This window comes from Xenorhabdus szentirmaii DSM 16338 (genome assembly GCF_002632585.1).
In the GTDB taxonomy this organism is placed as follows: domain Bacteria; phylum Pseudomonadota; class Gammaproteobacteria; order Enterobacterales; family Enterobacteriaceae; genus Xenorhabdus; species Xenorhabdus szentirmaii.
Window position 1 is genome coordinate 1,710,404 of the sequence record NZ_NIBV01000001.1, and the last position, 13,655, is coordinate 1,724,058.

Below are 13,655 nucleotides of genomic sequence, written 5' to 3' on the forward strand. Positions count from 1 at the left end.
GTCATGCAATTGATTTTTTTACTGAACAATATCAATGCTGGTTGGGGATAGAAAAGATAGCAGGTATGAAATCTGCTATCTTGATATGAATTATTTATCTTTTTACGCTATTACGTTGTAATTTTCAGAAGTTTTTTATTTGAACAAAATGCCTTCAAATGGATTCCAGTTATCAATGCCTTTTGTCTTTTTAAGATAATGTGCGTAATTCGCGATACGAGAACATATGAACCCAAAGAATATTGACAGTGGTATTGACATTCTATCTACAAAATAAGCCCCAGCCATATCCTCTATCATGGATAAAGCAAAGATGAATGCAATCCAACTGACTAAAAGTATTAAGCCTTTTTTCCAAAGGCCGGTACAAAAGAAATAAATCACACCAAAGAAAAATGCAAATATATTGACATTTATTAAAATGCGCTTTTTAAAATTTAACTCCTTTAATGCTGCCATATATTCTTTGGATGCTGGGCAACCATTTTTTTCAAAAAAATCAAAACGCTCTTGCCATTTATCAGGAGATTGAGGGGTATCCATTTTATTCCTTGCTTATTATATATGCCATATTATTCTGGCTATTTATGAATAACAAAGACAATTATATGTCTTTTCTGTCGTTAAATTATTTTAACAATCTTTCATTCCATTTAATTAATAAAACTTCCCTGTATACTAAAGATGCTAATATTAAAACAGAAGGTTAACTATTATCAATACTGTGATTGTATACAGCTATTGTCTTAAATAATATTATAAATAACCTTTTTGAGATTATTTTATATGTTTAAATGAAATTTATTGCTTTCATATTTAAACATGAGAAATCATTTTCCTAAATTAGCAATATAAATGACTAAAACGGCAATAACTATACTAAGCCTTTCATTTAATTTATAAGTATACATGGCAATCAAAGACCTTATTGCTGTACCAATAATTTCTTCATAATCGTTAAGAGGAAGTGCTGGCAGGACAAATATGGCGGAGGTCAAGAGTTATCCAATTTATCAAGTGATAGCATTTTCACTCAAGCACAGAGTCGTAATTTTGGTGAATATTTGACTGGTTGGATATATTTAAAATAAGATAGTTTATTTTAAGGCAAGGAGACAGATAGTGATTTACAGAATGAAAGTGATAGAATTAATAATAAAATATTCGATAGGCAGAAATAATTTTTTCAGCTATCTTTGTTGTTGTTTCTGATGATGGTATAGTAGCTGTTATCGTTGATAATATGCTGTTAAATAAATTATCAGTCATAATGTCTACAGCTTTTCTTTTTTTATGATTGAGGACATGGTTGTGGAAAAACATTAATCAGAGTAAATTTATAATCGATACTTTTCATGAATAATGTTTTTTTAATTTTTATTTTTTCAATAAACAAACTCCGTTTGATTTTCATACTAGTAAAATATCTCACTTTCTAAGCATAATGATTATTTTTGTTATTTACTATAAATTTTTAACTATTTGATAAATCTAAACTTCAATGCAAAAAATACGGTTTCTAAAAGTATGATTCTCTATAAACAGGGAGAAATAAGTATTCAATGAGACAAAAGAGTGAACACTGGATATCAGTGAGCATGTTTTTTTATGGTATAGTAGAACACATTTTATACTTACCTATAACCGCCCCATATCTGAAAGGGGTATCATAGGATATTGTTAATTTTAAAATAGTTAAAACACTCTGAAATGCACGAAAATACACAGATCCAAAACGATAATAAATTCAATGAAGTAATGGCTGGAAGCGGGAAATTCAAACCTTCCCGCTTCTCTGTTGCACCCATGCTGGACTGGACTGACCGTCATTGCCGTTATTTCCATCGCCTGCTAAGTAAAGAAGCCTTGCTTTATACCGAAATGGTTACAACGGGGGCGATTATTCATGGCAAAGGGGATTATCTGGCTTATAACGAGCATGAGCATCCGCTGGCGTTGCAGTTGGGTGGCAGTGATCCTCAGGCATTGGCCCAATGTGCCAAAATTGCACAAGAGCGGGGTTATGATGAAATCAACCTGAATGTTGGTTGTCCTTCAGATCGCGTGCAAAATGGGCGTTTTGGTGCTTGCTTGATGGGAGATGCTGCGCTGGTGGCAGATTGTGTCAAGTCCATGCAGGATGTGGTGGATGTTCCTGTTACCGTCAAAACTCGCATTGGGATTGACGAACAAGATAGCTACGCGTTTTTGTGCGATTTCATTGATACTGTCGTGAAAAATAGTGAGTGTGATAATTTTGTCATTCATGCACGCAAGGCGTGGTTGTCCGGTTTGAGTCCAAAAGAAAACCGTGAAATTCCACCTTTGGATTATCCCCGCGTCTATCAATTGAAGAAAGATTTCCCTCAATTGACGATTTCCATTAATGGCGGAATTAAATCATTGGAAGAAGCGAAGCAGCATTTACAATATGTTGATGGTGTGATGGTTGGACGTGAGGCTTACCAGAATCCATCTATTTTGGCACAAGTCGATCGTGAGTTGTTCGATCAGACGGTGCCGGTAATGAATACGGTTGATGCGATTAAGGCGCTTTATCCTTATATCGAACAGGAACTGTCAAAAGGGACTTATTTAGGGCATGTAACCCGCCATATTTTGGGAATATTTCAAGGTATTCCCGGTGCTCGCCAATGGCGCCGTCATTTGAGTGAAAACGCGCATAAGCCCGGTGCTGATGTCATGGTAGTTGAAAAAGCGTTGGAAATGGTGACTGAGCGGCTGTGATCCGCTCAGGTTGTTCAATATTACGAATGATATTATGGAATAAGTAAGCTGGAGCCGTGGGTTGCGCGGTTTTCCAGTGCTTGATGTGCCGCAGCGGCTTCGCTTAATGGGAATTTTTGGTTTTCTGGTATGTTGATCTTGATTTTACCTGTGGCAATCAGATCAAACAGCGCCTTGCTGCCTTCATTCAATTCTTCGCGGGTTGTGATATAGCCGTTAACTGCGGGGCGAGTAACAAACAGAGAACCTTTTTGGTTGAGAATTCCTAAATCAACGCCGGTAACAGGCCCGGAGGCATTGCCGAAACTGACCATCAAGCCACGGCGTTTCAGGCAGTTGAGTGAATCCAGCCATGTGGCTTTGCCTACGGAATCATAAACGACACCCACTTTTTCCCCATCCGTCATTTCCAAGACTCGTTCTACTATATTCTCACGGTTGTAGTTGATAGTTTGCCAAGCTCCCGCGGCTTTAGCCTGAGACGCTTTATCATCAGAACCCACGGTTCCGATTAACTTAGCGCCCACGGCGTTTGCCCATTGGCAGGCAATTGAGCCGACACCACCTGCGGCAGCATGGAATAAGAAGATTTCATCTTTCTGAATTTGATGTGTTTGAAAAAACAGATAGTAAACGGTCAGGCCTTTCAACAATGATGCGGCAGCCTGCTCAAATGAAATGGCATCGGGGAGCAGCGCTATCTTACTTTCCTTTACATTATGCACTTCACTGTATGCGCCAACGGCAGATTGAGCATAAGCCACGCGATCACCTACTTTAATTGATGTGACCTGTGAACCAACTTGGGTGACCACGCCTGCGGCTTCCATGCCAAGGCCTGATGGCAAACTGGCTGTTGGATAGAGTCCACTGCGGACATAGGTGTCAATATAATTCACTCCGATCGCTTTATTTTCGACTTGTACTTCATCCGGGGCAGGATCAGCAGGAACAAATTCACAATATTGGAGCACTTCAGGGCCGCCAGCAGCGGAAAATTTGATGTGTTTTGCCATAGTAACTCTCTCGTTATGTAGGGATTATTGGGAAGAGCTTTGCACGTTTGCAATGAGAATATTACAAACGGCGTAAATGTCACTGAAATCATTACAGATGATATATATTAACTTTGTGTTCTGAAGTTTGTCCATGACGATTGTTTTTATATAAATACCAAATAATGAATAAATTATTTAGTTGTATGTTGTTACAGTGTTTATCGCCGTTTTCTCATTCTTTAAGCACTATCGGATCAAACACAATACCGAGTATGCTGACCCCAAAAATTGCCGAAATCCCAACAATGGTTTCGATAAATTTTGGAATCAGCCTAAACGCTATCTGCGTAAATTTAACGGTATTCCTAAGGTTCATTTTGACTAATATTTGAAGGAATATGGGAGGCGATTTAACACACCGGGGGCAAAGAAACAATTCGCTATTTTAAAACAATAGAGTTAAAAAATATTTAGCTATTATTCAGGATAGCTTTTAATTTTATATCGACTTCCTCTGTTTTTCGGGAAAATATACTGTTTTGGATGATTTATAATGCAATAAATATTAAAAAACTCATCACTTATACTATAATGAGTTTTTTATTAAAAACATTCATGAAATAATATATTTTTGGAATTATTCACCATGTATTTTTATTTTTTCAACAGATTCACATCCTATCTGATATCCGTTATCGCAGGATTTCTGAAACCATTCTTTTGCCTTTATATAGTCTTGTGAAACTCCATCCTGTTTATATAGAAAGAAAAAATACAGGTAATTTGACATAAAAATCTTCGTGAAATTTTCTTGTGTTTATGAAGAATTCAAGAAGTAATATCACAAAGGCATTCATTATGACAATGAAAAATAATATTCTAATTTATCTTTTGGTTTTATATTTCATCTTTTTAGATGAAAGATGTTTTTATTTGTCTTTTTATAGTGCTGATTTTGGTGTTTTATGAATTTAATTCTATTATACATAAGTTATATGAAGTTTTTTCTTTGCTTCACCACGTTTTATCAGTTATCAGATATATTTTATTAATTCCCTACTTGTCATTTTATGTCATTCTGCCATCAAAACATGCTCCCTACCAAATATTAGTCAAGCCGTACTACTCCAGTATTGATGAGCCAATTTTATTGATGTTCACAGGCGGAGAAGTATCCCACCGCCTTCATGTAACTTAACAATATGTATTGTTGATTAAATGAGGGAATAACCATGCAAGATAAGAAGCCTGATGCACCTGTTTCAGAAAATGGTAATCTGGTTACTGTTACCACGCCGGAATATGTCAAAGATTCAATTAAAGAAGCCATTGATAAACACGCCGCCAGTCGTAATCACCCCTATGCAACTCATGTAGAACCGGGATTCGTTACTTTAAGTGATGAAACAGACAGTGACAGTGAATTAACCGCCGCAACCTCTAAGGCTGTCAAGAAAGCCTATGATTTGGCGAACACAGCCAATCAAAACGCGCTTAACAATAATTCTAACCTTTATTTGGAGAAACAGCAGAATGGCGCTGATATACCAGATAAAGCGGAGTTTATAAAAAATATAGGGGCGGTAGCAGCAAATGGAGGCGTTTATCCGGGATCTTTTCAATTTCAGCAGGTAGAAACGACGCCGAAAGAAAGTAACCCTGTGAGGTTGGTATCTGCTCCACACCAAGAATCAAATAAACTAGTGGCCTACACCAGTTATGGGTGGTACGCCAATAATATTCAGACAGGCGTTGTGCGGGGTGGTGGCGCTGATACTTTGGGGTATGCTGTAGATATTAATAACAAAAGAGTGTTGGTTGTAAAAGAAGATTCAGTCACTACAGGTTCTATACACATTAGATCCGGTAATTACGGAGGGGTTATATCATATAGAGATAACGGAACCTATTGGAGAATGGAAGGAACTCCCGATGACGAATCTATTCTATTAAATTTCATAGATAGAAATCCAGACGGCTCAAACAGGCATGTGCAATCTTTACCCAAAGGAACTGGTTCTCTCATGTCAACATCTCAACATTATGTTGATGCCAGTGGTTTTGTAAAAAAATATCTCCAATAATCAAAATGTTCTCTGATGGTTCATTTGAAACAAATGATGAATCCAACGGTGCTACCGTCGAGCGTTTATCAAAGGGTACATATCTCATCACAGGCGTTGGGGGATTCAATAATGATAGCGCGTTAGACAGTATAGAAGCCCCCCTATGCCAGAACAAACTACCATTGATTTGGGTCAACCATGAAATTCTCCCCGATGGCTCGATTAAATTAATGACGTATCATCGTGAACACTCCGATGTTCCTGTTTTCGCCAGAAATATAAGAGAAGGCCACACTGATGGTGATTTGATTGATATCCCCGAAGGCAGGTTTGTTTCTGTTAGAGTGCAAATTCCTTCTGCTAAAGGAGGATAATTGCAGGTTTAATTTTCCTGAGGATGATTGTCATTGATTCCACATTGAACCTTCCTGAATGGACACGGACGTCAAATAAAGCACTGTTTCCATCGCCCCTCCTCTCACAAGCCCAGAGTACTTAAGTACATTTAATGAAAAGGATAGCAAAGGTAATTTATTTATTTAATATCAAGTAATTATGCCTTAGCTATAAGTGTAGACTATTATAATTACTCAAGGTTGTTTTCATGGCGTATACTGATGCGCTATTTTGTTCTTTTTTTAGTAGATTGAAGCGGTATACATGGCTGGAAAAAAACCAACTAACAACAGTATGGCTGAACCAAAAGATCGCCAAGTGGAAGGGCTGAAACTTCCACCCCACTCTTTGGAAGCAGAGCAATCCGTGTTGGGCGGTTTGATGCTGGATAATGAACGTTGGGATAACGTATCCGAGCGAGTTACTAGCAATGATTTTTTCAGCAGACCACACAGACGTATTTTCTCTGAAATGCAGCGCTTGCTTGAATCGGGTAAGCCTATTGACCTGATCACATTATCGGAGTCGCTGGAACAGAATGGTCAGCTCGATAATGTCGGCGGATTCGCTTATCTGGCGGAGTTATCGAAAAATACCCCAAGTGCAGCAAATATCAATGCTTATGCTGATATTGTCCGCGAGCGTGCCGTCGTTCGGGACATGATTTCGGTTGCCAATGAAATCGCTGATGCCGGCTATGACCCACAAGGTCGAACCAGCGAGGAATTACTGGATCTGGCAGAATCACGGGTATTCCAGATTGCAGAAAATCGGGCCAATAAAGATGAGGGGCCGAAAGGCATTGAGCAGATCCTTGAAGAAACCGTAGAGCGAATCGAACTGCTTTACCAACGCCCGCATGATGGCGTAACAGGGGTTTCTACCGGTTACAGGGATTTGGATAAAAAGACCGCTGGCTTGCAAAAATCCGATTTAATTATCGTGGCGGCGCGTCCTTCAATGGGTAAGACCACATTCGCGATGAACTTGTGCGAAAATGCAGCAATGGATCAGGATAAACCTGTTTTGATTTTCAGTCTGGAGATGCCTGGCAACCAGATTATGATGCGTATGTTGGCATCTCTTTCCCGTGTGGACCAAACACGCATTCGTACGGGGCAGCTTGATGATGAAGATTGGGCGCGTATTTCCAGTACGATGGGGATTCTGCTGGAAAAACGTAACATGTATATTGATGATTCTTCCGGTTTGACACCAACAGAAGTGCGTTCCCGTGCGCGGCGGATTTTCCGTGAACATGACGGGCTTAGTTTAATTATGATCGATTACCTGCAATTGATGCGGGTTCCTTCTTTATCGGACAACCGAACACTGGAAATTGCGGAAATTTCCCGTTCACTGAAAGCCTTGGCGAAAGAGCTTCAAGTGCCGGTTGTCGCACTCTCCCAGCTTAACCGTAGTTTGGAACAGCGAGCCGATAAACGCCCGGTTAACTCCGACTTGCGTGAATCGGGCTCTATCGAACAGGATGCCGACTTGATCATGTTTATTTATCGTGATGAGGTTTACCACGATAACAGTGAACTAAAAGGTGTGGCAGAAATTATCCTTGGTAAACAGCGTAACGGCCCTATCGGTACGGTAAGGCTGACGTTTAACGGCCAATGGTCACGGTTCGATGATTACGCAGGGCCAAGCTACAGCGACGAATAAATTCAGTGCCTATCGTTCATATTCACCTGATCTGTCATCATCGGTATTTATGGCGGTAGGTTATTATATTGTCAGGCCTCATTGGAAAATAATAAAAAGGGGATGAAATGAAATCGGCAACTGCTGTTATCGATCGCCGCGCTCTGCGACATAATCTGCAACAAGTCAGGAAGCAAGCACCTGATAGCAAAGTCATTGCAGTTGTGAAAGCAAACGCCTATGGGCATGGTTTATTAGAAGCGGCGTACACGATGGAAGGCGCTGATTGTTTCGGTGTTGCCCGAATTGGGGAAGCACTTGCCTTGCGCAGTGGCGGGATTGTGAAACCCGTTTTGCTTTTGGAAGGTTTTTTTGAAGCTGCTGATTTACCCGTTTTGGTTGTTAATCATATTGATACCGTTGTGCATTGCATTGAGCAATTAGAAGCACTGGAACAGGCTGATTTGCCCCGTCCGATTAAAGTCTGGATGAAATTGGATACAGGCATGCATCGTTTGGGCGTCCGGCTTGATGAAGCGGAGGCATTTTATCAACGTCTGAAACGTTGCCATAACGTAGAGCAACCCGTAAATATCATCAGCCATTTTAGCCGTGCGGATGAACCAGAAGTCGAGACAACCCAACAACAAATTGACCATTTTATGGCATTCGTTGCGGATAAATCGGGTGAAAAATCCATCGCTGCTTCTGGGGGGATTTTATTGTGGCCACAGGCTCATTTGGATTGGGTGCGCCCCGGCATCATGATGTACGGAGCCTCACCAATAGCAGACAAAACTGCCGCTGACTTTAAATTGCTGCCCGCCATGACATTAAAATCCCGTTTAATTTCTGTGCGTAAACATAAGATAGGGGAATCGGTAGGGTATGGGGGAACATGGAGCAGTGAGCAAGATACCTGTATTGGTGTTGTGGCGATGGGATATGGTGATGGTTACCCTCGCAGTGCGCCTGCGGGGACACCCGTATTTATCAATGGCAGGGAAGTGCCGATTGTTGGGCGGGTTTCAATGGATATGATCACCGTGGATTTAGGGCCGGCATGTCAGGACAAGGTCGGGGATGAAGTGACTCTTTGGGGTAGTGTCTTACCCGTTGAAAAAATCGCGGAGCATTCAGGTATCAGTGCCTATGAATTGATAACTAAATTAACTTCACGAGTTGAAATGGAATATCTGGACGAATAATTCGATAAGTTATACTGTTTGTTGATGAATTCTTTTATGCCTGAGAGATTCCAGCTACAGCCAATAAAACAGCAAGCTGAACGCTGTAACTTAAAAGATCCAGGGGATAATTTAATAGCAGGGAGTATAACTTGATGTTCCAGAATGTTGATGCATATGCAGGCGATCCCATCCTGTCATTGGTGGAAGAATTTAAAAAAGATCCTCGGACAGACAAAATTAATTTGAGCATCGGGCTGTATTACGATGAACAGGGTATAACGCCACAATTGCATTCGGTGACGACGGCAGAAAAACAAATTTATGCTTTGCCTCAGTCGGCTTCTCTTTATCTGCCCATGGAAGGTTTATTGGCATATCGGGCAGCAGTTCAGGAATTACTGTTTGGTAAAGATCATCCACTGTTAAATCAGAAGCGGATTGCAACTATTCAAACTGTGGGGGGGTCAGGTGCATTGAAAGTGGGCGCTGATTTCCTGCACCGTTATTTTCCTGATTCTGACGTATGGTGCAGTGATCCTACATGGGAAAATCACGCTGCTATTTTTGCCGGAGCAGGGATCAAGGTGAATTATTATCCTTATTTTGATAATGAAACCAAAGGGGTAAAATTCAATGAAATGTTGGCAAAATTGCAGCAATTGCCAGCAAAAAGCATTATTTTGATGCATCCTTGTTGCCATAATCCAACAGGTTCAGATTTAACTCATGACCAATGGGATCAAGTCGTTCAGGTTGTGGAAGAGCGGAAGCTGATACCTTTTTTTGATATCGCTTATCAGGGATTCGCAGAAGGTATGGAAGAAGATACTTATGCTATCCGTGCAATGGCAAATGCAGGCTTGCCTTGCTTGGTCAGCAATTCATTTTCGAAAATCTTTTCACTCTATGGTGAGCGTGTTGGCGGCTTGTCGGTGATCGGTGAAGATGAAGCAACGACCGAGTGCATATTGGGGCAGCTAAAAGCAAGTGTGCGTCGTATATACTCCAGCCCACCCAACTTTGGGGCGCAGGTTGTTGCCAGAATATTAGGCAATCCGGAATTGAAAAACCAATGGCTGGATGAAGTTGAGCAGATGCGTGTGCGGATGCGGGAAATGCGAATAGTTTTGGTGAGTGCATTGCAAAAGGCCCTGCCTGAAACCAATTTTGATCACTTTCTGAATCAACGTGGGATGTTCAGTTATACCGGATTCAATAGTGAACAAGTCGACAGGCTGCGTAACGAATTTGGGGTTTATCTGGTCAGTAGTGGCCGTGTTTGCATGGCTGGCGTCAATCACAATAACGTACAACGCATTGCAGAAGCATTTGCTGCGGTAAGTGAGCGGAACTAACAAATCCCTTACCTGAACGGAAACAGTATTATCCCCTGTTCTGATGACAGTGATGAACGGGGGAAACGCATTAACTGAGTGGATGAAGGGTTCGTTTTATTGGATAAGTCATACAGAATATTTTGCCTGATAAAATAAAGTGCGTCTTTATATTACAGATATCTCTGTTATAGCGCCAAATAATAGGTTTTTATTGTTTATTAATGGTTGAAATTTACTCAAGGTATCAATCTATTATCGTTTCATATATAGTAACCGCCTGGATATAAAAATTTCCTTGATATAACAATTGCCTTGATATAACAACTGTCTGGGTTTTTACACCTCTCCTTTAATCTCAAACTCAACCCAATAATTAACTTAATCTTTTTGACTTTAAAAGATTAGCTGAATGGAAATAAAGAAAATGTAATACCAACACTTGAGCTCTTTCATCAGTTATTAGGATGAACATTCATCTGTAAAAGCGTTATTTCGCTTTTATTGGGATAGTTAGCCGAAGAGTAGAAGCATTATGGATATGCAATCAAGAAAATATGGTAGAACGTTTCATTATCCGTTCTCGCCAGGCACAACCAGTGATGATCGTATTAATCATCACTGGTGGCAAGATGTGCAAAAAATTAGTCGTCTTATTCATACAGAAAAATTAGACGGTGAAAACAATTGCCTGAATAAATATGGTTTATTTGCCCGTTCACATGCAGCTCCAACACAATCAGCATGGACACAGCAAATTCGTCAACGTTGGCAGTTAATTAAAAATGATTTAGGTGACGTGGAAATTTTCGGTGAAAATCTTTATGCCATTCATTCTATTGAATACCGTTACCTTGAAGAATATTTCTTTGTATTTGCTGTACGTATTAAAGATACGTGGTTGAGTTGGGAAGAAGTAAAATTTTATGCTTCATTATTTGATTTCCCGACTGCACCTGAAATTGCCATTCCTGATACAAGGGATGAAGCTGAATTTATGCAAAATATAATAGAAACAGCAAAACAGGAAAGTCGCTTTTCTTCATGGGATATACAAAACCAGCAGTTATGTTCAATGGAAGGCATTGTTAGCCGTGATGCGGGGGAATACCCAGTAACGGATTTTGCACATCATGTTTTTAAATATGTGCGAAAAAATCATGTCAAAACAGATATACACTGGAAACACAATTGGCAGAGAGCTCCCCTCTGTTTTGAACGTTACGCAGAGCCGAAGAAATCTGGCGTGGAAGGAGATAATTCATGAGTTGGGTATTCAGTCATAACAAATCATGGGATTACTTATCTTCTGCCTTCCCTTTTATTGCTGATATGCACGGGGTTCAACAAGATCTTGTGCACCATGCGGAAGGGGATGTTGCGATACATACCCAAATGGTATTGGCAGCATTGGAGCAATTACCGGAATATTCTTCACTGACACCTGAAGAGCAGGAGATTCTTTGGACGGCAGCATTACTGCATGACGTTGAAAAACGTAGTACAACGCGGGTTGACTGGGATAGGCGCATTGTTTCTCCGGGACATGCCCGTAAAGGTGAGCTGACGACGAGGCAGATCTTGTTTCAGCAAATACCGACGCCATTTGTCATCAGGGAGCAAATTGCTGCACTTGTCCGTTTCCATGGGCTTCCATTGTGGTTAATGGAAAAGCCAGAGCCACAAAAAGCATTATTGGCGGCATCATTGCGTGTAGATACTTATTTACTGACTTTGCTGGCAAAAGCTGATGTGCTTGGGCGGGAATGTCATGATGCACAAGAGTTACTTGAGCGCATTGAGCTATTTGAACTGTATTGTCGTGAGCAAGGTTGTTGGCGGGAGCCAAGGCAGTTTACTTCCGGAGAAAGCCGGTTTCATTACTTTTCGACGGACAGCCACCAACCGGATTATCAGCCCTATGATGATTATGGCAGTCAGGTGACTGTATTGTGTGGCTTGCCGGGAATGGGTAAAGATTATTTTATCCAACAGAATGGTAAAGACATACCGGTTATTAGTCTGGATGCCATCCGTCGGGAGCATCGGATTAATCCTGAAGATAAAGAGGCTAATGGCTGGGTTGTACAGCAAGCAAAGCATCAGGCCAGAGAAAACCTTCGGAATGGCAACGATTTTATTTGGAATGCAACAAATCTGACAGGACAAATGCGCCAGCAATTGATTAAGCTGTTCGTGAATTATAATGCCAAAGTGAGAATTGTTTACATTGAACAAAACTATAAATGCTGGCGTCAACAAAATAGCCAGCGTGAATATGCAGTACCGGATAAGATAATGGACAGAATGCTCAGTAAATTGGAAGTTCCGACACCTGAAGAGGCACATGAGGTCTGTTATTTCATCGATTCTGCGATGCAGGCTCGATAATCTTAATGGGACTGCTGAGCATTATTGTCATCTGGACATTCAGGTAGAAAGTGGAAGGCTGCTGAAATATAACAGCCTTCCGACTTTAATTGCAGGTAGGAAAACGATTATTTATTCAGTAATTGATAGAATACCGGGTTGTCATCACATTGCCCCCCGCCGCATTCCAGAATGGTAGAAACCAGATTGGCTGCAATCAAGAATGCAAATAGCCCCATCGCAACTTTACCTAATGCTGGTGGAGCCGATCTTGCCGGATCATTATTACCCGCTTTCAGTGGCATGATAATCGCGATAGCAATAATAGTCAGAATAGACAGAACTGCTGCCCAAGTATAAAAATGTAATCCAAAGAAAGTTGAACCATACCCTGTATCTCCCGGCAGGATATGCAGAGAAACTTGACGCATGGCAACGAATCCAGTCACAAGTGCGCCAAATATTGAAAGGCTGTAATGGGCATTTTTTATGCCGAAATAAATATTAAATAAAAAACCAAAACCAATCATTATGATGCCGGCACGTTGCAATAAACATAATGGGCAGGGGAGTTCAAAGCGCGCTAATTGGTAATAAAAGGCAACAATTAAGATGACACTGATACCGAATAAACCAACAATATTTAAGGTTGTTGCGAGACTAATATTACGTTGTACTGACATGCTATTATTCATTACGGCCTCCGGTCAGAAAGAAAGATTCAGGGCATCAGTGGCATGATATTTAAACCAGAATACCGTGATGATGAATAAGGCAAACCAAAGTACGTATGTCAGTTTTTTCTTGCCAAGAATAACGGTAGCAATAATAACTAACGCGATTAAAAACGGTAAAAACATATACATGTTTTATCTCCATTATGCATTTAAGATATATGTT

Annotated in this window: 12 protein-coding genes and 1 pseudogene; 9 read left to right on the forward strand and 4 right to left on the reverse strand. The window is 40.5% G+C overall.

Features of this window, described 5'->3' with window-relative positions; translation table 11 throughout:
* Window positions 1–135 precede the first annotated feature (135 nt).
* A complete protein-coding gene (locus Xsze_RS07835; protein ID WP_038235606.1) occupies window positions 136–543 on the reverse strand; it encodes a DUF2628 domain-containing protein in 408 nt (135 codons plus the stop codon).
* Window positions 544–1,710: 1,167 nt separating this feature from the next.
* Here Xsze_RS07835 and dusA point away from each other — a divergent pair.
* Window positions 1,711–2,748 carry a tRNA dihydrouridine(20/20a) synthase DusA gene (gene dusA / locus Xsze_RS07840; protein ID WP_038235603.1) on the forward strand — a complete coding sequence of 346 codons (1,038 nt, stop codon included), beginning with the start codon at window positions 1,711–1,713 and terminating at the stop codon, window positions 2,746–2,748.
* Window positions 2,749–2,780: 32 nt separating this feature from the next.
* On the opposite strand, the gene Xsze_RS07845 is transcribed toward dusA, so the two are convergent.
* Window positions 2,781–3,764 carry a quinone oxidoreductase gene (locus Xsze_RS07845; RefSeq protein WP_038235600.1) on the reverse strand — a complete coding sequence of 328 codons (984 nt, stop codon included), beginning with the start codon at window positions 3,762–3,764 and terminating at the stop codon, window positions 2,781–2,783.
* A 214-nt stretch (window positions 3,765–3,978) separates the two neighbouring features.
* Here Xsze_RS07845 and Xsze_RS22650 point away from each other — a divergent pair.
* The 8 genes and pseudogenes from Xsze_RS22650 to Xsze_RS07875 form a co-directional block, all read left to right on the forward strand.
* A pseudogene (locus Xsze_RS22650) lies at window positions 3,979–4,203 on the forward strand (IS1595 family transposase); the annotation flags it as partial.
* Window positions 4,204–4,978: 775 nt separating this feature from the next.
* The gene (locus Xsze_RS07850) at window positions 4,979–5,830 is read left to right on the forward strand and encodes a tail fiber protein (RefSeq protein WP_244431755.1); all 852 of its coding nucleotides are present in this window, start codon (window positions 4,979–4,981) and stop codon (window positions 5,828–5,830) included.
* 5 nt (window positions 5,831–5,835) lie between these two features.
* The gene (locus tag Xsze_RS22655) at window positions 5,836–6,186 is read left to right on the forward strand and encodes a phage tail fiber protein (RefSeq protein WP_244431754.1); all 351 of its coding nucleotides are present in this window, start codon (window positions 5,836–5,838) and stop codon (window positions 6,184–6,186) included.
* A 286-nt stretch (window positions 6,187–6,472) separates the two neighbouring features.
* Window positions 6,473–7,882 carry a replicative DNA helicase gene (gene dnaB, locus Xsze_RS07855; protein ID WP_038235598.1) on the forward strand — a complete coding sequence of 470 codons (1,410 nt, stop codon included), beginning with the start codon at window positions 6,473–6,475 and terminating at the stop codon, window positions 7,880–7,882.
* 107 nt (window positions 7,883–7,989) lie between these two features.
* Window positions 7,990–9,069 carry an alanine racemase gene (gene alr, locus Xsze_RS07860; RefSeq protein ID WP_038235596.1) on the forward strand — a complete coding sequence of 360 codons (1,080 nt, stop codon included), beginning with the start codon at window positions 7,990–7,992 and terminating at the stop codon, window positions 9,067–9,069.
* Window positions 9,070–9,203: 134 nt separating this feature from the next.
* A complete protein-coding gene (locus tag Xsze_RS07865; RefSeq protein ID WP_038235594.1) occupies window positions 9,204–10,406 on the forward strand; it encodes an amino acid aminotransferase in 1,203 nt (400 codons plus the stop codon).
* Window positions 10,407–10,920: 514 nt separating this feature from the next.
* Window positions 10,921–11,652 carry an RNA ligase family protein gene (locus Xsze_RS07870; RefSeq protein ID WP_084616161.1) on the forward strand — a complete coding sequence of 244 codons (732 nt, stop codon included), beginning with the start codon at window positions 10,921–10,923 and terminating at the stop codon, window positions 11,650–11,652.
* Complete coding sequence (locus Xsze_RS07875; RefSeq protein WP_038235591.1) at window positions 11,649–12,776, forward strand: AAA family ATPase; 1,128 nt, start codon at window positions 11,649–11,651, stop codon at window positions 12,774–12,776. Before Xsze_RS07870 ends, Xsze_RS07875 begins: the two co-directional genes overlap by 4 nt.
* A 107-nt stretch (window positions 12,777–12,883) precedes the next feature.
* On the opposite strand, the gene Xsze_RS07880 is transcribed toward Xsze_RS07875, so the two are convergent.
* Together Xsze_RS07880 and Xsze_RS22110 are read right to left on the reverse strand one after the other, a co-directional pair.
* Complete coding sequence (locus Xsze_RS07880; protein ID WP_038235589.1) at window positions 12,884–13,450, reverse strand: disulfide bond formation protein B; 567 nt, start codon at window positions 13,448–13,450, stop codon at window positions 12,884–12,886.
* Between the two features lie 12 nt (window positions 13,451–13,462).
* Window positions 13,463–13,621, reverse strand: a complete 159-nt coding sequence (locus tag Xsze_RS22110) for a DUF5993 family protein (RefSeq protein ID WP_167330998.1) — start codon at window positions 13,619–13,621, stop codon at window positions 13,463–13,465.
* Window positions 13,622–13,655: the final 34 nt, after the last annotated feature.